A 26,378-nucleotide genomic window follows, 5' to 3' on the forward strand; every position below is an offset into this window, starting at 1 on the left:
TTTTTACTGAATAAAATAAACGCAAGAGAAAAGTGGTGCCTGGCCTAACGGTCAAACACCACTTTGTCTACAGTCTGAGATCATCGAGATACGATGATCTCTTTTTTTATCTCTCATTTTGTTATATAATGAAAGCTAATGAGTCGAGAGGAGAGCATTATGGAGTTACAGAAGGGAAGACCTGCAGATACAGCGGGCAGAATGGAAAAAGAGATCCGCACCTATGATTTTCTGGATGGGTTAGGTGTGGAATATGACAGAGTAGATCATGGTCCGGCCATGACCATGGAAGACTGCAAGGAGGCGGATGAGATTCTGCAGGCAACGATCTGCAAGAATCTGTTTTTATGTAATCGTCAGAAGACGGCATTTTATCTGCTGATGATCCCAGATACGAAGGTATTTCATACAAAGGATCTGTCCGCACAGATCGGTTCCGCACGGTTGTCTTTTGCAAACCCGGAATATATGGAAGAATTCCTGGACATTACGCCGGGCTCTGTCAGTGTCATGGGACTGATGAATGATAAGGAACGTCAGGTACAGCTTCTGATTGATGAGGATGTGCTGGGGGGAGAATATATTGGATGTCATCCATGTATCAATACTTCCAGTATTCGTTTGAAGACAAAGGATCTGGTGGAAAAGGTGATTCCGGCCATGAATCATCCATTTATGAAGGTGAAGCTGTAATTTAGATTAATAATGATAACAATCAATAGCAAAGAATTAACGATGGAGAATAGAGGAGTTAGTTATATGGAACAGACATCACATTTTGCCCGGGTGCTTGCTTTTCTGGAGGAAAAGGGTTGGAAATATAGTCACTGTTGCGAAGATGACTGTGGCAGCATTGATTTTGAATATCGGGGAGTTCCCTATCATATCTGGGAATTTCATGATGGAGATGAGTGGGGTGTGGAGACCAACATCCGCCATGGCGGCCGTTCAGAGGAGCTGACGGGTGATTATGAGACAGAATTGTTGGAGATTATGAAGGAATGGCATTGACAAAAAATCTGATGAGCCAGATTCCAAAGGATTTTTACCGGCTCTTTGGAAACAAATATATGGATTACTATATGACATTTCTGGTGGCGATCTGTGAGGAAAGCAGCAGATCAGGTTCCACACTGGGACTTACAGAACAGGAATGTCGGACCATTATCAATGAAAAGCTGACAGAGACTACCATTGACTGGAGCGAAGAACGCTTCGATGAAGAAGGAAGCCTTCTGACCCGCAGCAATATGGCGGCAGTTTGTCTGAACTATTTTGAAGAGTGGGGATGGCTTCGAAAGGACTATGATGAGACGCTGAACAGCTATGTGGTATCCTTTCCGGAATATAGCCAGTTGTATGTGGAATTATTTCAGAAATTATATAAGGAAGAGGACAGCAGCGAACGGGAGAGCGTGCTGGCTGTCTATAGTTATCTCTTTACTTACAGTTCGGATGCAGAGAAGAATAATGAGATTCTGGAAAGTGCCCTTCAGACTTCCAGACGGTTGTCCAGAATGCTGGGAAATATGCGGGAAGGCATGCGAGGGTATTTTGATGAACTGTCCAGACAGCGGGATTTCCGAGGTATTCAGGAAGTGCTTGTGAAGGAGATCAACAACAGCGACAGCAAAAAGTATGCGATCCTGACCACTACGGACAGTTTTTATCGGTATAAGGAAGCTGTCAAGGAGCTGATCGACCAGAATCTGTCGGAAAATGAGTTACGGCAGCAGGAACTGGAGCAGAGGATCTTTTCTATGTCAACAGCAGAGCGGGAGGCATTGACGGGTATCCGGCTTCAGAGAGCATTGACTCGTTGTGAGGAAGCCAGTGACTTGATCGTTCAGATCGAGCGGGAATTTGATGCGGTAGAGAAGCGTTATAATCGATTGATCGAGCAGAAGACCATCTTTGCCAGCCGTGCAGCGGCAAGGATCCGATATCTGCTTCAGGAAGGTGACCGAAGAGAGGATAAGACTCTACAGCTTGTGAATCTGTTGAGCCGCAGTGACAAGAAGGAAGAGATCATACAGGATCTGGCAGAGAAGATCCAGGTGACATCACCGTTCCGCGTGATTACAGAGAAAAGTCTGTACACTAGAAGAGACAGCGATAAAGAAGCATTTGCACCGGCAGCGGTACAGAAGCCTGTGGAAGAGCCAGAGAACGGACTGGAAGAATTTGTATTAAAGCCGCTCTATACTCACAGGGAGATCGACCGGTTCCGGAAGCAGCACATGAAGCATGGTGTCTTCGAGGCAGATAGCAAAGATATCCAGTCTGTAGAGGATCTGGAAAAACTGTTCTTTGTATGGCAGGAAGCCACCGAGCTGGCAGAAGGAAAACAGAAAATTGAAGTCGGAGAAGAGCTGGTATCTCAGGGAGAGACAGGCTTTAAATTCTCACGGCTGACCATAGAGGAGAAGAATTAAGAATGACATCTTATCTGGAAGAACTCTCCATGACGGAGGCTGATAATGTAAAGCGCACGATCCGGGATCTGTTTCGGCAGACCTGTATTTTACAGGTAAAATACGACCCGGCCACGCTGATCCGCAGGGATAATCCCCGGTATGAGACTTGCGTACGTCATCGGGCATTTATTGAACAATATTTGTCGGTGTTGGGCTGTGAGCTGACCCATGATCCGCAGGAACATATTTTCCGGCTGACAGGAGAAGGAGTAGCAACGGAACGTCTGAATCTGACGACTACTTTGCTGATCCTGATCCTGAAGCTTATTTACCGTGATAAGATTATGGGAGAAGGCTTAAATGCCACCATGACTACACTGGAAGAGATGCGTGAATATGGAAAAAATACCAATCTGATCACCAGAAAGCTGACGGATGCAGAGTGGAGAGATGCACTGTATGTGATGAGGGTGCATCAGATGATCGATGTGCCGGGAGCCGTCAAAGATGTGGAAGATACCACACCTATCTATATTTACAGTACGATCAATCTGTACTGTGCATCACTGGATATTGACAAGATCGTAGAAAAATACAGAGAAGAACTGAAGGAGGAAGACCTTGAAGCAGGCGAAGAAGATCATTACGAGGATGCTGATCAATAACTGGGGCGGCATCAGCCATCGAATGATGGAATTTCATGAATATGTGAACCTGTTCAGCGGCAAGAGCGGATCAGGTAAATCAACGGTAATGGACGCTGTGCAGGTAGTCCTCTATGGAAGTGTGTCTGCATCTTTTCTGAATAAGGCAGCGGATGATGCGAAGAACCGAAGAAGCGTCATGAGCTATCTGCGTGGTGCACAGAAGGATGGTACGTCCAACCGAGCGGATCAGGATTTTTATTCTACATTGGTTCTGGAAGTAAAGGATACCGGGCTTCATACCACCACCTGTTTTGGCGCGGTATTTGAGATCGGCAGAACGGATATGGATATCAATGGAAAATATGCATTTTTCAGCCATTCGGGTTCCATCCCGGAGGACGGATATCTGAATGCGGATGGCGTGCCTTATTCCAAAGCACAGATCCGCAAGCTCTGCGAGACGAGAAAACAGTCGGCGGACAATCGAGGACGAGTGGAACTGAATCGGATCTATCCGTCCAGAGAGGCTTATGTAGCAACTCTTTATGACGTGATCCTGGGAGGCGTGGATCCGACTCGTCTTATGACTATGGAGAAGAGTGCCATTGCCCTTCGGATGACTAACGGTACAGGACAGTTTATCCGGGATTACATGTTCCCCAGAAGTCAGGAGAGTGCCATTGAGAAGATCAGTGAGCAGCTTGGTGCTTACCGGGAGATTAAGGAAAAAGTAGAGGATCTGGAGGAACGTATCCACATGCTGGATACGATTCATGAGAGCCATACGGCACTGGTCAGTACCCGGTCAGATATGGTTCGTGCAGAAGCCATTTTGAAATACATTGAGATCGAGAGCACGAAAGCTCATCTGGAAGCGAGAAGTCAGGATCTGCAGGGCTTAAAGACGAAGATTGGATCGCTGGAGACAGAGCAGAAGGAAAAAGAAAAGGAACAGAAAAGCTGTCAGGAAGCTCTGATCGAGGTCAGTTCCAGACTGAAAGCCAGTGATTATGGTCAGAAGGAAAAGGAACTGCAGGCATTAAAAGACAAGATTGTTCTGCTGGCAGGCAACAGCCGTCAGTGGCGCGGTATCGTAGAAGGACTATGCGCCTGGGAAGAGGATGAAAATGTTACCGGCTATGTGAGCAATTTTGCCCTGCAGTTGATCAGTGAATTCCGCAAAGGTTCTGTGACGGAAAAACAGTGTCAGGAGCTGGCAAGACGGCTGGAAGAAGCAGCTTCCGCCGTGTCAGAAGAATATGAGGATCTTGGCACCAGTCTTCGGGAGACAGGAAAAGATCTGGCAGAGAAAAAAGAGATCCTGGAAGATCTGAAAAATGACAGGAAGCACTATGACCAGAAGCTGAAAAAGGCGAGAACCCAACTGGAGGCAGCACTCACTAATCTATATGGAAAGAAAGTGCCGGTCTCTGTATTTGCAGATCTGTTTGATATTACAGATGAAAAATGGAAAAATGCGGTGGAAGGTCGCATGGGTCGTGTGAAATTCAGTTTGATCACACCACCGGAATATGCGCTGGATGCGGCGAAACTGTTCCGTCGAATGAAGCAGTATCAGGAGATCGACCTGATCAATACGGCGGCGATCAAGCGAGATGAGCCCACGGCACAGTCGGGAACTTTATATGAGACAGTGCGGACAGAAGAAGCTTACGTGGATCTGTGTCTGAAGAGGTATCTGGGACGCATCGTAAAATGCGAGACTGTAGAAGAGCTGGACCAGGTTCGCGACGGTGTGACGCCGGATTGTTATTCTTACAGCAACTATATGTTCCGTCATCTGCGCGAGGCAGATTATACTACCAGAGCCTGCATCGGAACAAAAGTTTCCAAGGAAAAACTGCAGGAGCTGACGGATGAAGTGTTCCGTCTGGAGAAGGAGTATCAGGAGTCCATTCATCTGCGTGACAGCCTGAAGCGTGCCATGGGATTTGAAAAGCTTGGCCTGGATCCGGCGCAGCTGGCAGCATTGTCCAAGGCAGCCGCACAGCTGGAAGATGCGGCAAAAGAGCAGGATCGACTGGAAGAGGAGCTGCGGGAACTGAAAAATGGAACCCTCATGTCAGAACTGACGGCAAAGCAGGCAGAACTTCAGGAACAGGAGAGCCAGATTAAGGAGCGTCTGGCGAAGATCCAGACAGAGCTGCTGAATCAGACCAAAGCACTGGGAAGTGCAGAGTCAGATGTGAAGGGCTATGAAGAAAAACTGACCATTCTTCAGGAAGGCTTTGTGGAAAATGAAGAACTGCTGGCAGAAGTGACGGAGAATCTGGCGACTCTTTCAGAAGCCGCCTATCGGAACAAGAAGCGGCAGGAACTGGTGAAGCTTACTGAACAGGAAGAACAACAGCGGGAAGACCGGACCCGTGCCCGGAATCATTTTAACCAGAAATATCCGGTCTATGATTTTGCAGATCCGGATAAGGATAACGACTGTTACGACCAGGTACTGGAGAAGTGTCGCAGAGATTTTGAACCGCAGTTTAAAGAAGAATTTGCAAAGCAGTGTGAACTGGTCTATGCAAGTCTCCGGGACAACGTGATCGCGGCGATCCACGGAGAGATCAAGGCAGCATACCGTCACGCAAGAGATATCAATCGTCTGCTGTCACGCATTCGTTTCTCTGACAGTGTGTACCAGATCGAGATCCTTCCAGCGCAGAATGAGAACGGACAGTTCTATGAGATGTTGACGGCAAAAGAACTGGACAGCAAGGTCATGGATAATCAGGGGTATGAAGGACAGATGAGCCTTCTGGAGGATGATTTCTATCAGAAGTATGAGCAGAAGATCCAGCTTCTGACGGAGAAATTCATGCCGCCAAGAGAGGAGGATGCTTCTGGTCTGGAGAAACGTCGTCAGGAGATGGAGCGTTACGCTGATTACCGCAATTATCTGACCTTCAGTATGTATGAGAAAGTAGAAAATCCGGATGGTTCTATCCGGAAGAATCCGGTAGATGAGATGGCAGGCCGTGATTCGGGTGGTGAGGGACAGAACCCGAAATATGTAGCACTGCTGGCTGGTTTTGCCATGCTTTATATGCAGCAGAGCAGCCGGGATTCCAAAGTCCGTCTGGTACTGCTGGATGAGGCATTTTCCAAGATGGACAAGGAGCGAAGTGAAGTGTGCCTGCGCTATGCAAGAGAGCTGGAACTGCAGCTTATCGTCTGTGTGCCGGATGAGCGACTTCAATCCCTGATCCGCAACGTAGACTGCGTCTATGGATTCCGTCGGTATCAGAACCAGATCTCCATGATGCACATTGATAAAGGCAGTTATCTGGAAATGATTGCAGGGGAGAAGGAAGATGGCGATGAAGCAGGAGCGGACGAAACAGAAGATACAGTCATTGAGTAGATACATCATTGAGAAAGCCGAATGTGATAGCTATCGTGCCGGAACGCGAAGTAAGCAATGGCATATAGAAGCAGATCAGAAACTGCTTGATGCGGTTGGTGGTCGTTCTGTGCTGCTCAGACAGGCTGGAGAGTTGGAAAAACTTACCGGTATTTCCGGTAAAATTATAGTAAAATGGAAAGCAGTCAGGACAGAGATCGAGAAGATCATAGTCAGTCCTGACGCAATCCCGCTGCTCTGCCAGGTGGAGCAGATCGAAGATCCAAGGGAGCGGCAGTTGTCACAGATGGAACTGACAGAGAGCTGGAAAAGCCGCGTAGCGCAGGCAGACTGGCTGATTCCCTATTATGATCATATACTGGAACGACTGAACAGCGGAAAGCTTGTAAAGGATGTACCAGGTTTGGAAGACCCGCTGTTTTTCTTGTTTTTAAACAAGACAGCAGAAGAGAGGAAACCGTTATATCGCAGAGCATTCAGTGCACAGGTCTGTACAATATGGAATGGGATTGCGCAAACGAAGCAGAGTGAATCGAAGATTACACCAACCAAACGATTTGAGAAGATCTATCAGTCTGCGGTATTGAGTGTTCTGAAGCAATATTCTCCGTTATATGAAGAAGGAATGTCTGACGAAGAACTGCTGACAGCTCATGGAATTCTGACTTATGCGCAGACATTGGAATTTAAGGGAGCTGTATCCTATCGAATCGATGATGGACCGGCAATTAGCACAGCAGCACAGATATACGGAACAATGTTCAACAAACAGACATTAGAAAATGCGGTTCCGATAAGTATAGTGGGAATCCGACAGATTATGACGATTGAGAATAAAGCAAATTATGAAAAGATGCAATTTCGACCGGATACATTGTATATTTTCTGCCATGGATTTTTCAGCCCGCCTGAGAGAAAGTTCCTTTCCAGGGTGGTTGCCTTAGCTGGAACGAATACCGAATATTTTCACTGGGGAGACATGGATTACGGCGGAATCCGGATTTTCAAATTTCTGCAGAAGAACCTGTTTCCCAGGTTGAAGCCTTGGAAAATGGATGTGACAGATTATAAGATGGCTTTACAGATGGGTGCAAGTATTTCGCTGGAAACAGACAAGCGAGAAAGATTTGAGCAGATGGATGCAGGTGTTCTGACTCCACTGAAAGAAGCAATTCTGAAGAATGGCAAGGAAATTGAACAGGAATTGCTTTTATTGTAAACAGAATTTCGCAGGGAGACCTGTGTTGCTGAAATTTTAGGTGCATGACAGAGACAACTGTGGTAAAATAGTCACATTGGAGCAGTTACGAAAGGAGATATTCTTAATGGTACGTAAAGCAGAGATAAAAACAGTAGAAGGCCTTCGTGGAGGCAAAGGCAAGCTTGAGATGCATCACATCCTGAAACCGGAGGAACTGAACGGTCACGGAAGAATGTATGCACTGGTGAAGATGGAGCCGCACAGCAGCATTGGTGTGCATGATCATATTGGTGAGACTGAGCCGTACTATGTGCTTTCCGGTCATGGAACGTTTATCGATCATGATGGTTCCCGGATCCCGGTAGGACCGGACGATGTCTGTATCATTGAATGTGGACAGCATCATGGATTTGAAAATGATTCTGATGAAGAGCTGGTCATGATGGCTTTGGTATATAACGAGTAGAGACAGGAGAACAAAGATGGCAGCAGATATTATCGATTTGAAAGACCGCATGAAAAATACGGCGGATAAAAAGACAGTTGCAGAGAAGGTGCAGGATTTAAAAGAGGCCTATGCACTGATCTCACCTCTGACAAACCTCCCTTATGTTGAGTGTGAACAGGAGAATTTTTTCGATCAGGTTCTGCTGTATGAGACGAAGGAAGATGCAGAAGCAGCGGCAAAAGTATATGACGAAAAAGGTATTCGTGTACTTGTGCGGGATCTAAAGACGCTGGAGCTGGAGCTTCCGGTGAAACCAGAAGAACCAGATGGAGAGAAACGGAAAGTATTTCTCAATCAGGTTCGACAGCATCTGGGTATTCTTCCGTTCATGGGAGTGAATGCAGTGTGCTATAAAGCCGCAGATGCTCCTGCAGAACTGATTGAACTGGAAAATGTGCTGCCTGAGGATTTTCAGAAAAAAGTGGCAGCTAATGCCTTGTATCAGCCGAACCTTCAGCTGACTGGCGTATATCTTATGCAGGAAGCAAGAAAAGGAAAAGATGCTGTAGACCGGAAAGTGCTTCATGATCTGGATGAAGAATTTTCTTCCAATCTGGTAAAAGCAAAGGTATTTATGCCGGTGCTTCCACCGAAAGGAAAGGAAAAAGACCCGCAGTTAAATCTGAAGGAGTGCCAGATCCCATATCTGAAGCATCAGAATGGTGATTTGTTCTTCCCGGTATTTACCGATATCTGGGAGTTCCAGAAATATGCCCAGGGAAAAGGAGCTCTTCGCTCTATTCAGATACCATTTACGCAGCTGGAAAAATTTGAGGGAAAACAGGCAAAGGCATATATGCTGAATCCCATGGGATTTTCTATTCCGTTGACGAAAGAGATGATTCCAAAGCTTATGAAGAAATTTGGACTGGAAGGAGATCAAAAATGATCTGGGGAAATGTAAAGTATATTGACCATTATAAAGGAATCAGCCATGCACTGGATGTGGCTCTTGACTATCTGGCAGCAGGTGATTTTAAAGAACTGGAGAACGGAAAGCTGGATCTGGAAGCAGGTGTATTTGTGAAGCTTCTGGATCAGGGTCTGAAAAACAGCCGCGACTGGGAAGCACATAAAAAATACATTGATATTCATTTCCCGCTGGAAGAGAGTGAGCTGGTCACTGTTATGGAGACTGCACTGGTTCCAGGGTGGGGCGAGTATGATGAAGCCAAAGAGCGTATGAAAGCTCCGGCATGTGAAGGTGGATCTACGGTAACTCTTCATCCAGGTGATTTCGCAGTTACCTTTCCGGAGGATGCCCATATGGCAGGGCTTACCAGTGGAGAAGAGAAGACGATCCGCAAGGTTCTTGTAAAAGTACCGGTGTAAACAGTTGACGCAAACATTGTAGATGTGCTATACTTATCTAAGTTATGTAGAAAAATCATTCAGGAGGAAACACGGATGAAACATATTAAGACTTTGAATACTCAGACTCTGCAGAACACCATGAAAAAAGGCGGATGTGGCGAGTGCCAGACTTCCTGCCAGTCTGCATGCAAGACTTCCTGTACCGTAGGAAATCAGACCTGCGAGCACAGCAAATAAGAGGAGTTTTTCAGTGAATGAGTAAGCAGTGGCTCCCGCCGCTGCTTCTTCTTTGTCATAGAGACAACATGAAAACAGAGAAAATATTGGATATACAACACAGAACAGAAAGGAAAACATACATGGTTCATCAGTATAAGAACAATGGTTATAATATTCTGCTGGATGTAAACAGTGGATCTGTCCATGTGGTAGATGATCTGATCTACGATATGGTTCCTTATTACAAGGAAAAAGGACTGGATGAGACAGTTGCTCTTCTGAAAGATAAGTACCCGGAAGCTGAGATCCGGGAGGCAGCAGAAGATCTGGACGAGCTGATCAAAGCCGGAAAACTCTATACAGAGGATATTTATGAAAATTATATCCACGATATTGTGGAGGCAAAGAAGCCGGTAGTTAAGGCACTGTGTCTGCACATTGCCCATGATTGTAATCTGGCCTGTCGTTACTGCTTTGCAGAAGAGGGCGAGTATCATGGACGTCGTGCTCTTATGAGCTACGAGGTAGGTAAGAAGGCACTGGATTTCCTGATCGCCAATTCCGGAAGCAGACACAATCTGGAAGTGGATTTCTTCGGTGGCGAACCGTTGATGAACTGGCAGGTTGTCAAAGACCTGGTTGCATACGGAAGAGAGCAGGAGAAGCTTCATAATAAGAGATTCCGTTTTACTCTGACAACCAATGGCGTTCTGCTGAACGATGAGGTACAGGAGTTCGTAAACCGTGAGATGGACAACGTGGTCTTGAGTATCGATGGACGTAAGGAAGTTCACGACCGTATGAGACCGTTCCGTAACGGAAAAGGAAGCTATGATCTGGTTCTGCCGAAGTTTGAAAAGCTGGCAGAGAGCCGGAATCAGGAAAAATATTATGTGCGCGGTACATTTACCAAGAACAACAAGGATTTCTCCAACGACGTGCTTCATCTGGCAGATCTGGGATTCAAGCAGATCTCTGTGGAGCCGGTAGTAGGATCTGATGAGGAAGATTATGCACTGCAGGCAGAGGATCTGCCGGAGATCTTTGCAGAGTATGACAAGCTGGCAGCCGAGATGGTGAACAGATATCATACAGACAAGGATTTCAATTTCTTCCATTTCATGCTGGATCTGACAGGCGGACCCTGTGTGGCAAAGAGACTGTCCGGATGTGGTTCAGGAACCGAATATCTGGCAGTGACTCCGTGGGGAGACCTCTATCCGTGCCATCAGTTCGTAGGCGAAGAGAAATATCTGATGGGAAATGTGGATGATGGAATCACCCGCCCGGACATCAGAGAAGAGTTCAAAGAGTGTAACGTTTACTCCAAGGAAAAATGCCGGAACTGTTTTGCCAAATTCTACTGCAGCGGCGGTTGTGCGGCAAACTCTTATAAATTCCACGGCTCCATCAATGATGCATATGATGTGAGTTGTGAGCTGGAGCGCAAACGTGTAGAGTGCGCGATCATGATCAAGGCCGCTCAGGCGGAGAAAGACGAGGAAAGAGCAAATGAAGAAATCTAGAGCAGTTGTTACCCTGCTTCTGACGGTTGTCCTGACCGGTCTTCTGCTGTTCACTTCAGCAGCAGGCTGGGGAGCAGACGGACTGGGTTCTGCAGATAAGATCCATCTGGGTCTGGATCTGGCAGGCGGTGTGAGTATCACCTACCAGGCAGTGGGCGATGAAGCACCAAGTGCAGAAGATATGGCAGACACGATCTACAAGCTGCAGAAGCGTGTGGAAAATTACAGTACCGAGGCTGAGGTTTATCAGGAAGGTGCTGACCGGATCAATATCGAGATCCCGGGTGTGACTGATGCAAATGCAATTCTGGAAGAGCTTGGAAAACCAGGTTCTCTGCAGTTCCAGACCACAGATGGTGAAGTGGTACTGGAAGGAACTGATGTGGCCGAGGCGCAGGCAGGTTCCACCACAGACAGTTATCAGAATCGTCAGTATGTGGTAGAACTGGTGCTGACGGATGAAGGTGCACAGAAATTTGCTGAGGCAACTTCTGCAAATATTGGAAAGCAGATCGCAATTGTCTATGATGGCAGCGTGATCAGTGCTCCGAATGTCCAGAATGCAATTACTGATGGAAGATGTCAGATCACCGGTAACTTTACATACGAGCAGGCTGATCAGCTTGCATCCACCATCCGTATCGGTTCTTTGTCCCTGGAACTTCAGGAGCTGCGGTCTAACGTGGTAGGTGCTAAGCTGGGTAGCGAAGCAATCTCCACCAGCCTTGTGGCAGGTGCTATCGGATTCGCTATTGTAGTTGTCCTGATGATTATTCTGTACCGTATCATGGGTCTGGCTGCAGGTATTGCGCTTACTTCCTATATAGGTATTGTACTGGTACTTCTGAATATTTTTGAGATGACTCTGACCCTGCCGGGTATTGCAGGTATCGTTCTGTCTATCGGTATGGCCGTGGATGCCAACGTTATCATCTTCTCCCGTATCCGCGAGGAGATCGCAACCGGCAAGACTGTGAAGTCTTCCATTAAGATCGGATTCCAGAAAGCACTGTCTGCTATTGTGGATGGTAACGTGACGACTCTGATCGCCGCTATTGTGCTTGGATTCAAGGGATCCGGAAGTGTCAAAGGTTTTGCACAGACTCTGGCACTTGGTATTATCGTATCCATGTTCACCGCACTGGTTGTGACCAGACAGGTACTGAATGCGCTGTATGCACTGGGACTGCAGGATGAGAAGTGGTACGGTACAGTCAAAGAGAGAGCACCGATCAACTTCCTTGGCAAGAGAAAAGTATTCTTTACAGCTTCGCTGGCAGTGATCGTGGCAGGACTTATTTATATGGGAATCAATGCCGGATCCGGAAAAGGAATCCTGGCATACAGCCTGGAATTCCAGGGAGGAACTGCAACAACTGTTGAATTCAATGAAGATATGTCTATTGCTGACATTGATGAAAAAGTCGTTCCGGTAGTATCCGCAGTGACTGGTGATAATGATATTCAGACCCAGAAGGTTGCAGGAACTAATCAGGTTATTATCAAGACCAAGGAGTTGAGTCTGGATCAGAGACAGGAGCTGGATAACAGTCTGACAGAAACTTTTGAGCTGGGAGATACGGCAATCACAGCAGAGAGTATCAGCGGTGCCATCAGCCAGGAAGTAAAGCATGATGCAGTCGTATCTGTAATCATTGCGACGATCTGTATGCTGATCTATATCTGGGTTCGTTTCAAGGATATCCGTTTTGCAACCAGTGCAGTAGCTGCTCTGGTGCATGATGTACTGGTTGTTCTGGTATTCTATGGAGCTGCAAGAATTTCCGTAGGAAATACCTTTATCGCATGTATGCTGACGATTGTCGGCTACTCCATCAATGCAACCATCGTTATCTTCGACCGTATCCGTGAGAATCTTACAGATATGAAGAAGAAAGATACTCTGGAGGATGTGGTTAATGCAAGTATCACGCAGACCCTTACCAGAAGTATCTATACTTCCCTGACTACTTTCGTTATGGTAGCAGTGCTGTTCATCCTGGGTGTTGCATCCATCCGTGAATTTGCACTTCCACTGATGGTTGGTATTGTGTGCGGTGCCTACTCTTCCGTATGCATTACCGGTGCCCTGTGGTATGTAATGCGTACAAAACTGGGTGAGAAAAAATAACGGACAGAGAGGAAAGCCAATGGCAAAATGGGTAGAGATCAGAAAAGGAGCAGATTTTCAGTCGATCGGTGAGAAGTTTGGAATCAGCTCCCTGACTGCCCGGCTGATCCGTAATAAGGATATCACAGAAGAATCAGAGATCCGACAGTACCTGTATGGGGGACTGTCGGATCTCTGTTCTGCTTCTGTGATGAAAGGGATCATTCCGGCAGTTGAGATTTTACAGAAAAAAATAAAGGAAGGTGCCTCCATTCGGATCATCGGAGACTATGACATTGATGGTGTATGTTCCACTTACATTCTTCTCAGGGGACTGACAAGAGCCGGGGCAGAAGTAGATACAGATATTCCGGACCGGAAGAAGGATGGCTATGGGATTAATGAAGATCTGGTAAAGAGGGCATATGATGCAGGTGTAGATACCATCGTGACCTGTGACAACGGAATTGCGGCAGTGAAAGAGATCGCCTATGCCAAAAGTCTGGGAATGACAGTGATCATTACGGATCACCATGAACTGCAGGAGGAGATCCCGCCAGCAGATGTGGTAGTCAATCCCCACCAGAAGGATTGTCCGTATCCATATAAAAATCTGTGTGGAGCAGGTGTGGCATGGAAGTTGGTCAGTGCTCTGTGGGAACAGCTTAGAGTGCCAGAACAGGAGCTTTATGAGGATCTGCTGCTGTTTGCAGGATTTGCCACAGTGGGAGACGTGATGGATCTGACCGGAGAGAATCGAATCCTGGTGAAAGAAGCACTGAAGCTTCTGAAGACCACCACTCATCCGGGAATCTCGGCATTGATAGAAGTCAATGAGATCTCCAGAGAGACTATTTCGGCATTTCATATTGGATTTGTCTTAGGACCATGTATCAATGCAAGCGGACGGCTGGATACGGCAAAGCGGGCGCTGGAGCTTTTAAAGACTACAGATTATGAAAAAGCACTTGTAAATGCTGCAGAGTTAAAAGCACTCAATGATGAACGAAAATCCATGACGGATGACGGTGTGCAGCAGGCTCTTGACCAGATCGAAAACAGTGACATGAAAAGGGATCGGGTACTGGTAATCTATCTACCCGACTGTCATGAGAGTCTTGCGGGAATTATCGCTGGACGGATCAGGGAACGCTATTACCGGCCAGTGTTTGTGCTGACCAGATCGCAGGATGGAGTAAAAGGATCCGGGCGTTCTATTGAGACCTACTCTATGTTTGAAGAGATGAGCAAGTGTAAGGAGCTCTATACGAAATACGGTGGACATCCTATGGCGGCTGGTGTGTCTATGCCGGAGGAACATGTGGAAAAGTTCCGGAAAAGACTCAATGAACTGTGTACACTGACGGAAAAGGATCTGACCGAAGTAGTGCGGATCGACATTGCCATGCCATTTTCCTATGTATCAGAGCGGCTGGTGGAGGAATTATCTCTGCTGGAACCTTTTGGAAAAGGAAATAGTAAGCCGGTATTCGCAGCGAAAGGAGTGCAGGTGTTAGAAACCCGTGTTCTTGGCAAGAATCAGAATGTACTAAGGCTGAAGCTGAAGGATGAAAGTGGGACCACGATGGATGGAATCTATTTCAGTGATCAGATGAATGAAGTGTTAAAGACCATGCAGCAAAAGCCCAGACTGGCATTTTTGTATTATCCGGAGATTAATGAATTCCGGGGGCAGAGGACATTACAGCTGAGGATTCTGGACTATTGCTGATTGCATGAATTTGTGCTATATTTATTCTGTTATGGTGTTGTCTGACACCAGTTTATAGAGGAAAAGATTATGCCAAAGGCATAGCGATAGAGAAGGAGAAGACAGATGAAAAAGTTAGAGGATTATGTAGTAAGTATTCCGGATTATCCGGAACCAGGAATCATTTTCAGAGATGTGACCAGCATTCTGCAGGATGCAGAGGGATTGCAGCTGGCTATTGACAGTCTGCAGAAGAAGCTGGAAGGCCTTGACTTTGATGTGATCGCAGGAACGGAGTCCAGAGGATTCATCTTCGGAATGCCGATCGCATACAACCTTCATAAACCGTTTGTACTGGTCCGCAAAAAAGGAAAACTTCCAAGAGAGACCGTATCTGTGAGTTATGACCTGGAGTATGGCAGTGCAGAGATTGAGATGCACAAGGATTCCATCAAACCTGGGCAGAAGGTGGTACTGATCGACGATCTGATCGCAACCGGTGGTACCATTGAGGCAGCAGCAAAGCTGGTGGAGCAGCTGGGCGGTGAAGTGGTTAAAATCATATTTTTGATGGAGCTGGCAGGACTTCATGGTCGTGAGAAGCTGAGCAAATATGATGTAGAGAGTGTAATTCGTTACGAAGGCAAATAAAAGCAGCTGATGCAGGACAAAAGAATGTACTGTATCGGAAAAAAATAGATAGACAGAGAAGTGGTGATTGATATGACGGAAGAACAGGCAAGAGAAGTGCAGGAGGATGACAGAAGTATCGTTAAGATGGAAGATTTTACCAGCCCTGATGAATTATATCAGGAACTGGTGCAGCGCGTGACCAAATATCATCCATCTGCGGACATCTCCATGATCGAAAAAGCATACCAGGTGGCAAAAAAGGCCCATGACGGACAAGTGCGTAAATCCGGTGAGCCGTATATCATTCACCCGCTTTGTGTAGCAATTATTCTGGCAGATCTGGAGCTTGATAAGGAAAGTATTGCAGCAGGTCTTCTTCATGATGTGGTAGAGGATACACCGATGACTACAGAAGACCTGGCAAAGGAATTTGGTGATGAGGTGGCACTGTTGGTAGATGGAGTCACCAAGCTGGGTCAGCTGAGCTATTCCGCAGATAAAGTGGATGAACAGGCAGAGAACCTGAGAAAAATGTTCCTTGCAATGGCAAAAGATATCCGCGTTATCCTCATCAAGCTGGCGGACCGGCTTCACAATATGCGTACTCTGAAATACATGAAGCCGGAAAAACAGAAGGAAAAAGCACGAGAGACCATGGACATCTATGCGCCCATTGCACAGCGTCTTGGTATTTCGAAAGTAAAGATCGAGCTGGATGATCTGGCACTGAAATATCTGGAGCCGGATGTCTATTATGATCTGGTATCCCAGATCGCAGAGAAGAAGAGTACCCGTGAGAAATATGTACAGTCCATCGTGGCGGAAGTCAAACAGCACATGGACAATGCCAAGATCGAGGCAGATGTACAGGGAAGAGTGAAACATTTCTTCAGCATTTATAAAAAGATGGTTAACCAGGATAAGACACTGGATCAGATCTATGATCTGTTTGCTGTACGTATTCTGGTGGAATCTGTCAAAGACTGTTATGCGGCACTGGGTGTGATCCATGAGATGTATAAGCCTATTCCGGGACGTTTCAAAGATTATATTGCCATGCCCAAAGCCAATATGTACCAGTCTTTGCATACTACGCTGATTGGTCCGAAGGGACAGCCTTTTGAGATCCAGATCCGTACTTATGAGATGCACCGTACCGCAGAGTATGGTATCGCTGCCCACTGGAAATACAAGGAGAGCGGCGGAAGCAATGAGCAGAACGTTGAAGGTAAGAACAGCGCGGAGGCAAAGCTTACCTGGCTCCGTCAGATCCTGGAGTGGCAGCGTGACATGTCCGATAACCGGGAATTCATGAGTCTCTTAAAGAGTGATCTGGATCTGTTCTCCGAGAGTGTATATTGCTTTACACCAGGTGGCGATGTGAAGACACTGCCAAATGGCTCCAATACGATTGACTTTGCATATAGTATCCATAGTGCGGTCGGCAACAAGATGATTGGTGCCAGAGTCAACGGAAAGCTGGTGCCTATCGAGACGGTGATCAAGAATGGTGACCGGATCGAGATCATTACATCCCAGAACTCCAAAGGACCCAGCCGTGACTGGCTCAACACCGTTAAGAGTACGCAGGCAAAAAATAAGATCAACCAGTGGTTCAAGACAGAGTTCAAGGAAAGCAATATTACAAAAGGAAAAGAACTGATCGCCCAGTATTGTAAGATGAAGGGCATTCCTGCCGCTCAGGTGGTAAAGCCGGAGTATCAGGAAAGTGTTCTTAGAAAATATGGATTCCGCGACTGGGAATCTGTACTGGCAGCCATCGGACATGGCGGACTGAAAGAAGGTCAGGTCGTCAACAAGATGGTGGAAGAGTATGAGAAGGCAAAGAAGAAAGAAGTGACCGATGCCAAGATCATGGAGAGCATGAAGGAGGCAAAGGAGCAGAAGCTTCATGTGACCAAATCTAAGAGCGGCATTATTGTAAAAGGTATCGATGATGTGGCAGTGCGGTTTTCAAAGTGTTGTAATCCGGTTCCGGGTGATGAGATCGTGGGCTTTGTGACCAGGGGAAGAGGTGTAACGATTCACCGGACCGACTGCGTCAATATGCTCCATCTGGCGGAATCAGAGAGAGAACGGCTGATTGATGCAGAATGGCAGGGAGGTGCACAGACCAGAAGCAGTGAGAAATATTCGACGGAGATCAAGATCTACGGCAACAACCGTACCGGCCTTCTGGTGGATATTTCCAAGACTCTCACTGAGAGAAATATTGACGTCACATCTATGAATGTGCGTACCAGCAAACAAGGAACCGCTACCATCACTATCAGCTTTGATATTTCCAGCGTGGAAGAGCTGAACAAGATTATTGAGAAGCTCAGACAGATTGAGAGTGTTCTGGATATTGAGAGGTCTGCCAGCTAAGGGAGAAGATAATGAACAGTAAAGTTACACATATCAATGTGGGAAATCTGGCAGAGAACTGCTGGTTTCTGGCAAATGAAGATACAAAAGAGGCTGTTGTGATCGATCCGGGAGCAGAACCGGATCGGATCTGTGCGGCAGCTGAGAAGCATGGATGGAAGATCACTGCGATCCTGCTGACCCATGGACATATCGACCATATGGGAGCATGCGAATCCCTTCGCACAGAGTTGGGGGTGAAGGTATACGCACTGACAGAGGAAGAAGACCTTCTTCTGGATGCAAAGAAGAATCTGTCTGTCTTTATTGAACGCAAAGTTGTGACTTTTGAGCCGGATGAATTGCTGCGTGACGGACAGGAACTGACACTGGCAGGCATGAAGATTCAGGTTATCCATACACCGGGACATACGCCGGGAGGATGCTCTTACTACGTGGCAGATGCAGGCTGCGTGTTCTCGGGAGATACCCTGTTCGCAGAGTCTGTGGGCAGAAGCGATTTTCCAGGTGGAAGTACATCTGCATTAGTTCGTGCGGTAAAAGAAAAACTCTTTTTATTGCCAGATGATACGCTCGTCTGTCCAGGACATGGCGAAGAGACCACGATCGGTCATGAGAAGAAGTATAATTCATTTGTGTAGGAAGAAAAGAAAGGCTTTTTATGATAGAAGTAATTGTAAACCGGCCGAGTTTCGAATATGATATCCATTCCCTTGTGAAATCTTTTTTTCCAAGAGAAGATGTGCAGATCCATGTACAGGATACATTTACCGAAGATACGGCTCTTCGTATTTCTGTGGAGTTTACAGATGAGACTGTGTCCATCTGCCTGATGGAGCAGGGCGAAGAAAAAGAATCCGGTGTGTCCGTCATCAATTATGCAGAGCGGAAAGAGACGAAAAACCGGATGAAACGCCAATTATACCAGTTGCTGTGTGCATACACGGGACAGACTCTTCCCTGGGGAACCCTGACGGGAATCCGCCCGGCGAAGATCGCCATGGGACTGATCGAGCAGGGCATGAGCAATGTAGAGACCGCAGAATATATGCGGAATACCTATTTGGCAAGCAAGGAAAAGGTGGCACTGAGCGTCATGATCGCCAACCGGGAACGGTATGTGCTTCGAAATATTGACTACAAAGATGGCTACAGCCTCTATGTGGGGATTCCGTTCTGCCCAAGCATCTGCCTTTATTGTTCCTTCTCATCCTATCCATTGGAGAGATGGCGGAAGCGGGTGGATCAGTATCTGGATGCTTTATGTAAGGAACTGGATTATGTGGCAGACCGGTTCCGGGATAAAAAGCTTAATACAGTCTATATCGGCGGTGGTACACCGACCACATTGGAGCCTTATCAGCTGGACCGTCTGCTGACCAAGATCCAGAGTAAGTTTGATACGGAGCATCTGCAGGAATTTACTGTGGAAGCGGGCAGACCGGACAGCATCACCAGAGAGAAGCTTCAGGTGCTGCTGGATCATGGCATTGACCGGATCTCCATCAATCCCCAGACCATGAACCAGAAGACACTGGAGATCATCGGCAGACGTCACACCGTAGATCAGGTAAAAGAAGCATTTACGCTGGCCCGCAGCATGGGATTTGCTCATATCAATATGGATCTGATCGTGGGACTTCCGGGAGAATCCTATGATGATGTGGAGCATACTATGAAAGAGCTGGAAGCCATGGCACCTGACAGCGTGACGGTCCACTCTCTGGCGATCAAGCGTGCTGCAAGACTCAGCCTCTTCAAAGATAAATACGAGGAGATGGGTCTGGAAAATAATATGCAGATCATGGATATGACTGCCAGATACTGTGCAGAGATGGGATTGTCGCCATATTATCTCTATCGCCAGAAAAATATGGCCGGTAATTTTGAAAACGTAGGTTACGCACAGCCGGAGAAGGCTGGTATCTACAATATCCTCATCATGGAAGAGAAACAGACCATCGTGGCGTGCGGAGCCGGGGCTTCCACCAAACGTGTCTGGAATGAACAGAACCCCGATGGTTCTTATCGGATCGAACGGTGCGAGAATATCAAAGATGTGGCGTTGTATATAGAGAAGATCGATGAGATGATCCAGAGAAAAGAAGAACTATTTGCAGAAGAATAAAATTCTATCGAATCATGAAAGAACGAATCCATTTGAAAAAGATGGGTTCGTTTTTTTGTAAAAAAATTGCTCCAACTGTTTTAGTGACAGTTGGAGCAGTGGGCATTATTTATTCTGTGATTCCTGAAGTAAGTCCGGAAGATTAGTTGATGAACTGGTTTTCCGGATTTTGTTGTTTTTTCTGCATTCTAAATATGACGTTTTCATAAAGAATCTAAACAATCCGTAAACACTAATGACACACAAATTTTTCTGTGATATGATAGTAGCATCAATTCGAGTCATGACATTTCGTCATAGATTTCCCAATGATAATGATAAAAAAGAGCAGATAGTATAGTATTTTCATGTGTAAATGTGTGAAATATGGTTGCGGATACGGCTCTAAATGGGTAAAATGGAAGGAGAAGACAAATGAAAACTTTGCAGGAATTAACGTTGTTCGACAGATTCCTATTTAATGAGACGATGGAGATCCCGGAGGCGCATGAAGCAGTATTACGGATCATTCTTGGAGATGAAAAATTAAAGCTTTTATCTCAGGTACAGACAGAAAAAGAGATGCAGACAGCACCGTGGCTTCGATCTATACGTCTGGACACGTTTTCAATGGATCAGGACAAGACGATCTACAATACGGAATCTCAGAAGCGTCGCAATACAGATCTGATTAAGAGAAGCCGTTTTTACCAGGGAGTGATAGATTCCTCACTGTTAGCTCCGGGGACGCGCAGTTTTAATCTTTTGAATGACACCTGCATTATTATGATCACTCCATTTGATCTGTTTGGAAAAGGAAGATATTGCTATACTTTTCATCCATATTGTGAGGAAGAACCAGATTTAAGACTGGAAGATGGAGCAGTCCGCATTTTCCTGAACAGTCATGGAACGAATCGCAATGAAGTATCAGAAGAGCTGGTTGCATTGTTGGAATATATGGAGACCATGGATGCCGATAAAATAGGCGACGACAGTGAGAACCTGAAGAAACTTCATGAATATGTCGAACAGATCAAGGCGAGTGAAGAAATCGGGGTAAAGTATATGCAAAAATGGGAAGAACTGGAGTATGAACGCGAAGATGCACGTGAGGAAGGCCGTGAAGAAGGTCGTGAAGAAGGTCGTGAAGAAGGCCTCAAACAAGGTCTGATGGAAGGCCGCGAGGAAGGTCAGATAACCGGAAGAAAAGTAGAAGAAATTTCTATTTTGCGCCGGTTACTGAAGAAAAAGAACAAAGACGAGGAGACAGTTGCGGATGACTTGGATCTGTCCCTGGAATATGTCCATAAAATAAATGAGTTGCTTAGTGCATATCCAATGGAAAGTGATGAAGAAATAGTAAAAAGAATTCTTTAGTGAGTATTACGAGAGCTTTTCAGTCAGATGTGCATAAGGTGCAGGCTGTTAAAAAAGGTGTGAATGAATATCTGAAATAGAGGTCCGGAGAATCAGTTGATGAACTGGTTTTCCGGATTTTGTTGTTTTTTGTGCATTCTAAATATGACATTTCGTCATGGATTTCCCAATGATAATGATAAAAAAGAGCAGATAGTTATAGTATTTTCGCGCATGAATGAGTGAAATATGGTTGCGGATAAGGCTCTAAATGGGTAAAATGCAAGGAGCTTATGACAATCCACATTTTACCATACATAATTTTCACCCAATCTTCAGATACTACAAAAGTAATAATCTGAAGGAGGGACGAACATGACAAGACTGGATTGTTCAGTTGTAAACTGTGCGTACAACAAAGAAGATTCCTGCTGTAAGGATAATATCCATGTGGGAGGAAAGAATGCGAAAGTGACAGATGAGACCTGTTGCGAGAGTTTCCGCGAGAAAAAGGATGGTATGACCAATAGCAATGCCATTCCAAGCAAACCGACAGAAGTAGCATGTGAAGCAGAGTGTTGTTGTTATAACCATTCCTGCAAATGTGCGGCAGATCAGATTCAGGTGTCAGGAAGCAATGCCTGTCACTGCGGTCAGACAGAATGTGCGACCTTTAAAATGAAATAAACTGAAATAAGTATGAAAAATCCGTGGAAAAAATCAGATTCCACGGATTTTTTATAACTCTTCAGAGCCACATTCGCAAAATCGCCTCTGCGTGGCTTTACTTTGACACTGAAGAAATCAGCATATACTGACCATTGTCCGCCAGTACGGTATAGGCTTCCAACTCCGGGTGATCCTGTAAAAATGGAATGGACAGGATCAGAAGTGCATGTTCAGGTGCTTCAAGGAATGCTTCTGCGCCGCCGTCCTGACAATCAAGGTCACCGGACAGCATGGCAAGAAGCTGCATGTTCTGTTCCCAGTCTGTAGTATTAGCATAGAGGAATGGATCATAAGCATCCAGGTAGATGGTAGATCCTGCAAGATCACTGTCACGACTGAATTGCTCCTGTACAAAGGTCTGAAGGTCATTACTTCTGGCACCACGTACATTATCACAGTAATTATTCCAGACAAAGACGGCAGTTCCAGCCAGCAGTACAAGGCTGATCAATAGTCCGGCAAAGCCCGCCACATGTTTCTCTGTAAGCACGGTTGCAAGAAAGGTTGCCACAAAGACGGCAGCCAGCATACATAATGGTATGATACAGGGATATACATACCACATTAATTTGGTGGATACCAGTGAGAATCCGAGGAATGGAACGAAGAACCAAAACAGGATTCCAGTGAGATCCACATTGGGAAGCGGCGTATCCACAGGACGCAGCGGACGGATCCACAGGCAGATCAGTCCGATGATCACAATCAGGGTCAGCCATCCGTAGATGTAGTCAAAATTCCAGAAGATGGAAGTCCAGTAAAAAGAAAATGGGAATCCATGTCCTTCCAGACCACCGGCTGCAGTCCGACCGGCAATGTCCGCTTCATACATATTCTGGAAAAAGGTAATGCCATCGTACTGATAACGGCAGATGCCCCAGATCAGGATCGGCAGTACCGCACAGGCAATGAAAATGATCCAGCGTTTTGGCTTTTGATGAAACAATTCTTTTGTCAGCAGAAGGAAGAGCCCTCCTACGGCTGCAATCATCCCGGCGTGAAAGCTTTTGGTCAGAAATGCCAGGGAGAAGAACAATCCGCAGGCATAGAGCCAGCGACCGTTATCACGGACTTTCAGCATACAGAGCATGGAAAGGGTGAACAAAAGCAAGTACAGACTGTCTGCGTCTCCGGCTCGTGCCAGATGCGCTTTGAATGGAAAATAGTTGGCGCATAAAAAGACCATGGTCAGCAGGGATGCCAGACGGCTGTATTTTCTGGCAAATAATCCGGCAAAGATGACAGTCAGAAGATAAAACAAAGCGGAGAAGAAGCGAAGTCCCACTGCATTGTATCCGCAGAGCACAAATCCGGCTGCAACACTTAGAAAGGAAAGCGGCGGTTTTACATTCCAGTAATCCGGTTTTCCCAGATAAGTGTTGACCAGAAATTGTTTGTTTTTCAGCATTTCATAGGCAGAGATGCCATGGCGAGCTTCGTCCCAGGAGTCGATTGCTTTCACACCGAGACAGCGAAAACAAAGGAAGGCTGTCACTGCACAGAGCAGAGCAAACCAGAGCCAATAGTATTTTTCGGTGATCTGTAGTAGAGTTCTATTTATTTTTTTCAAGGAAATTCCTCCAGAATCTTTTTGTTCAATATAGCATGTTACAGACGAAAAGTAAATGTCGCCTTATCTATTAAGATTCGTTTAAGAATGGCAGAAAATATTGAAAATAAAGGATTTGCAGTATATAATGCAGAAACAAATCGGACAGGAGATGAGGCAATGGATGCAAAGACCAGAAAAAATATAGAATATTTGATAATCCTGCTGATCAGTGCTGCCGTGCTTGCAGTAGGCTGGAGCAATCGGAAGGCCATAGCAGGCTGGGGCAATCAGAATACAGAAGATACCATGCCGGTGGCAGATGACGCAGCAGAGAAGGAAGATCTGATATTGGAGATCAATTCTGTAGAAGATTATCTGACATTTGTACGGAGCGTGAATAAAGGAAATACATATAAAGGACAGTATGTGAATCTGAATGCAGATCTGGATCTGGCAGAGGTGGAAGAGGATCTGGTTATTGGAAATGCAGAAAATACGCAGTATTGTTTTCAGGGAATCTTTGATGGAAATGGACATCATCTGAGCAATGTGATGATCACATCGGATACAGATGCGGGACTGTTCCGCAACCTGGAAGGAACGGTGGCAAATCTGCAGGTGGAGAGTGGTGACTTTTCGGCACCGCTGGCAGGAGCCATTGCATCCAATACAAGACTGGGTTCCTGCATTTTGAACTGTGGAAGTCTGGCAACTGTGAACGGACAGCTGGCACCGGAGCAGGAAGGGAAGACCCTGCTGACAGGGGAGAGTCGCGGTGAGATCCGGAACAGCTTTGCGCCGGGACAGGAAGAGACGGCAGAGAGCCTCAATCAGGAAGTGCTGGGACTTGACCTGACATGGGGTGTGGATGGTTGGAATCTGTGGGAACAGGAAGATGATGTTCCAGATCTGACCACAGAATATGCAGATGTGGTGGAAACAGCGACCGCAGAAGTTCCAGTCAGTCTGAGTGCAGTCTCCATACAGGCATATTATTCGGCAGAAGATAAGTCCTGGTGCTTTGCAATCCCGGCGGGATATGAGCAGACAGAGCTGGCAGTCACATTTTCCTTTACCGATGGGGATGTGAGCCAGTTTACCAGAAAGCCGGGGCAGAAAACATATGAGTTGGAGCATGAAGGCTATACCTATCCCATTACATATTTGACCGCAGAACATGCGGCGACAATGATGCTGGATCTGGATCGGGAAGATGCGGTTTCTTATCTTGGATCTGACAAGCAAAATGAAGTACAGGGAACCTGTATGATTCTGGAAAACAATGGAAAGGTCACCCAGACTGCCAGACTTGAGAAAATCAAGGGTCATGGAAATGATTCCTTCCGTGCACCGAAGAAGAGTTACAACTTGTCATTTACAGAGAAACAGGATCTGTTAGGTATGGGTGCAGCAAAAGATTATGTGCTTCTGGCCACTTATCGTGACAATTCATTGCTTTCTTACAAGCTCACTTATGATCTGGTCAATGAGATCGGTATGGCTTATGCCCCGTCCTCAGAGTTTGTGCATCTCTATATTAATGGAGAATATGAGGGAGTGTATCTGCTGATGGGTAAGATCAAGATCGGAAAGACCCGGTTTGATCTAAAGGATCTGAAAACAGAGACCAAGGAGCTGAACAGCAAAAGTGAACTGCGGGAGTATGCACATACGACCTGGAAAAATGAAGGATTTTACGCCCAGAGAACCTGGTATGAACTGGATCAGACGCCGGAGGATGTGACTGGCGGCTATATTATCGAACTGGATAATGAGGATTATGACCGAACGAAAGCCAATTTTGTCAGTGACCGGAATCTGTCCTTTATGATTCCGAGCATGAACTGGGCATCCCAGAGCCAAGTATATTATATTGCAGATTTCTGGCAGGATTTTGAAAATGCACTGTATGCAAAGGACGGCTACAATGACAAAGGAAAGTATTATACAGACTATATTGATCTGGAATCCTTTGCAGATCAGTGGCTGTTTTACGAACTGAATGAAGAAAACAGTGTGAATTCAAGTGTGTATTATTATAAGGATTCGGATATTTGTGGAGATGGGAAATTGCATGCCTCCTGGCCATGGGATATGGAGCATTCTTTGGCAAGAGAAGGAGGAGCAGCCTCCAGCTGGTTTGCGGCTGCATCGGATCTGAAGCCGGAGGGCTATTGGATGCAGTTTTATCATCACAGAGATTTTGCAGAGGCAGTCTACAAGGAGTGGATGACAAAATTTGTTCCGGCTCTGGAAAAAGCACTGAATCCGGAGACAGGATATGATCCGGACGGTATCAGTTCACTGGACTGGTATCTGGGGTATTATGGAACGGATGCGCAGATTAATGAAAGCCGTTGGAATGGATCTGGTTTTGCAGAAAAACTGGAGAAGATCCGCAGGATCTATACAGTTCGTCTGGATTTTCTGACAGAAGCGCTGGGACTTTATGATACGGATTACATTTATTTTTATAAAGAAAACGGGATTCTCTATGGTGTAAATGCACAGGAAGAGTCGATTCCGGTGGAAAATCCATGAAAAAATACTGGAACTTGTAATCAATTCTTAATAA

The 26,378-nt window shown here is 46.1% G+C and carries 21 protein-coding genes; 20 read left to right on the forward strand and 1 reads right to left on the reverse strand.

Going from position 1 to position 26,378, the window contains the following annotated elements; all coding sequences use genetic code 11:
* Window positions 1-159 precede the first annotated feature (159 nt).
* The 19 genes from WMO62_RS01975 (at window position 160) to WMO62_RS02065 (ending at window position 22,209) form a co-directional block, all read left to right on the forward strand.
* Window positions 160-693, forward strand: coding sequence for a prolyl-tRNA synthetase associated domain-containing protein (locus WMO62_RS01975; protein WP_349143631.1), 534 nt, complete (start codon window positions 160-162; stop codon window positions 691-693).
* A 66-nt stretch (window positions 694-759) separates the two neighbouring features.
* Complete coding sequence (locus tag WMO62_RS01980; RefSeq protein WP_118440371.1) at window positions 760-1,011, forward strand: kinase; 252 nt, start codon at window positions 760-762, stop codon at window positions 1,009-1,011.
* Window positions 1,002-2,435 (forward strand): Wadjet anti-phage system protein JetA family protein, encoded by a 1,434-nt coding sequence (locus WMO62_RS01985; protein ID WP_349143632.1) that lies wholly within the window; start codon window positions 1,002-1,004, stop codon window positions 2,433-2,435. Before WMO62_RS01980 ends, WMO62_RS01985 begins: the two co-directional genes overlap by 10 nt.
* A 2-nt stretch (window positions 2,436-2,437) precedes the next feature.
* Window positions 2,438-3,082, forward strand: coding sequence for a DUF4194 domain-containing protein (locus WMO62_RS01990; protein WP_349143633.1), 645 nt, complete (start codon window positions 2,438-2,440; stop codon window positions 3,080-3,082).
* Window positions 3,039-6,446: an SbcC/MukB-like Walker B domain-containing protein gene (locus WMO62_RS01995; protein ID WP_349143634.1), complete on the forward strand. Its 3,408-nt coding sequence runs from the start codon at window positions 3,039-3,041 to the stop codon at window positions 6,444-6,446. Before WMO62_RS01990 ends, WMO62_RS01995 begins: the two co-directional genes overlap by 44 nt.
* Complete coding sequence (locus tag WMO62_RS02000; protein WP_349143635.1) at window positions 6,397-7,665, forward strand: Wadjet anti-phage system protein JetD domain-containing protein; 1,269 nt, start codon at window positions 6,397-6,399, stop codon at window positions 7,663-7,665. Before WMO62_RS01995 ends, WMO62_RS02000 begins: the two co-directional genes overlap by 50 nt.
* A gap of 106 nt (window positions 7,666-7,771) precedes the next feature.
* Window positions 7,772-8,113, forward strand: coding sequence for a cupin domain-containing protein (locus tag WMO62_RS02005; RefSeq protein ID WP_117497465.1), 342 nt, complete (start codon window positions 7,772-7,774; stop codon window positions 8,111-8,113).
* Window positions 8,114-8,129: 16 nt separating this feature from the next.
* A complete protein-coding gene (locus WMO62_RS02010; RefSeq protein WP_349143636.1) occupies window positions 8,130-9,044 on the forward strand; it encodes an SseB family protein in 915 nt (304 codons plus the stop codon).
* Complete coding sequence (locus WMO62_RS02015) at window positions 9,041-9,487, forward strand: NanQ anomerase/TabA/YiaL family protein (RefSeq protein ID WP_117497461.1); 447 nt, start codon at window positions 9,041-9,043, stop codon at window positions 9,485-9,487. The genes WMO62_RS02010 and WMO62_RS02015 overlap by 4 nt, the downstream gene beginning before the upstream one ends.
* A gap of 75 nt (window positions 9,488-9,562) precedes the next feature.
* The gene (gene scfA / locus WMO62_RS02020) at window positions 9,563-9,706 is read left to right on the forward strand and encodes a six-cysteine ranthipeptide SCIFF (RefSeq protein ID WP_117497459.1); all 144 of its coding nucleotides are present in this window, start codon (window positions 9,563-9,565) and stop codon (window positions 9,704-9,706) included.
* A gap of 122 nt (window positions 9,707-9,828) precedes the next feature.
* On the forward strand, window positions 9,829-11,214 hold the full coding sequence (scfB, locus tag WMO62_RS02025) for a thioether cross-link-forming SCIFF peptide maturase (protein ID WP_349143637.1): 1,386 nt from the start codon (window positions 9,829-9,831) through the stop codon (window positions 11,212-11,214).
* Window positions 11,201-13,345, forward strand: a complete 2,145-nt coding sequence (gene secD, locus WMO62_RS02030) for a protein translocase subunit SecD (protein WP_349143639.1) — start codon at window positions 11,201-11,203, stop codon at window positions 13,343-13,345. The genes scfB and secD overlap by 14 nt, the downstream gene beginning before the upstream one ends.
* 19 nt (window positions 13,346-13,364) lie before the next feature.
* Window positions 13,365-15,056, forward strand: coding sequence for a single-stranded-DNA-specific exonuclease RecJ (recJ, locus tag WMO62_RS02035; protein ID WP_349143640.1), 1,692 nt, complete (start codon window positions 13,365-13,367; stop codon window positions 15,054-15,056).
* Between the two features lie 105 nt (window positions 15,057-15,161).
* Window positions 15,162-15,686 carry an adenine phosphoribosyltransferase gene (locus tag WMO62_RS02040; RefSeq protein WP_117497451.1) on the forward strand — a complete coding sequence of 175 codons (525 nt, stop codon included), beginning with the start codon at window positions 15,162-15,164 and terminating at the stop codon, window positions 15,684-15,686.
* A gap of 72 nt (window positions 15,687-15,758) precedes the next feature.
* Entirely contained in the window at window positions 15,759-18,056 is a 2,298-nt protein-coding gene (locus WMO62_RS02045) for a RelA/SpoT family protein (protein ID WP_118627450.1), read from the forward strand.
* Window positions 18,057-18,067: 11 nt separating this feature from the next.
* A complete protein-coding gene (locus tag WMO62_RS02050; RefSeq protein ID WP_349143641.1) occupies window positions 18,068-18,697 on the forward strand; it encodes an MBL fold metallo-hydrolase in 630 nt (209 codons plus the stop codon).
* Between the two features lie 20 nt (window positions 18,698-18,717).
* Window positions 18,718-20,184: a coproporphyrinogen dehydrogenase HemZ gene (gene hemZ, locus WMO62_RS02055; protein ID WP_349143642.1), complete on the forward strand. Its 1,467-nt coding sequence runs from the start codon at window positions 18,718-18,720 to the stop codon at window positions 20,182-20,184.
* Window positions 20,185-20,598: 414 nt separating this feature from the next.
* A complete protein-coding gene (locus WMO62_RS02060; protein ID WP_349143643.1) occupies window positions 20,599-21,543 on the forward strand; it encodes an Rpn family recombination-promoting nuclease/putative transposase in 945 nt (314 codons plus the stop codon).
* Window positions 21,544-21,897: 354 nt separating this feature from the next.
* Window positions 21,898-22,209, forward strand: coding sequence for a DUF1540 domain-containing protein (locus tag WMO62_RS02065; RefSeq protein WP_147602285.1), 312 nt, complete (start codon window positions 21,898-21,900; stop codon window positions 22,207-22,209).
* A 97-nt stretch (window positions 22,210-22,306) separates the two neighbouring features.
* Here WMO62_RS02065 and WMO62_RS02070 read toward each other — a convergent pair whose 3' ends face one another.
* Complete coding sequence (locus WMO62_RS02070) at window positions 22,307-23,821, reverse strand: ArnT family glycosyltransferase (RefSeq protein ID WP_349143644.1); 1,515 nt, start codon at window positions 23,819-23,821, stop codon at window positions 22,307-22,309.
* Between the two features lie 87 nt (window positions 23,822-23,908).
* Between WMO62_RS02070 and WMO62_RS02075 the strand changes: the two genes are divergently transcribed.
* Window positions 23,909-26,344, forward strand: coding sequence for a CotH kinase family protein (locus WMO62_RS02075; protein ID WP_349143645.1), 2,436 nt, complete (start codon window positions 23,909-23,911; stop codon window positions 26,342-26,344).
* The last annotated feature ends 34 nt before the right edge of the window (window positions 26,345-26,378 follow it).

The organism is Hominiventricola aquisgranensis, assembly GCF_040096225.1.
GTDB classification, from domain to species: Bacteria; Bacillota; Clostridia; order Lachnospirales; family Lachnospiraceae; genus Hominiventricola; species Hominiventricola aquisgranensis.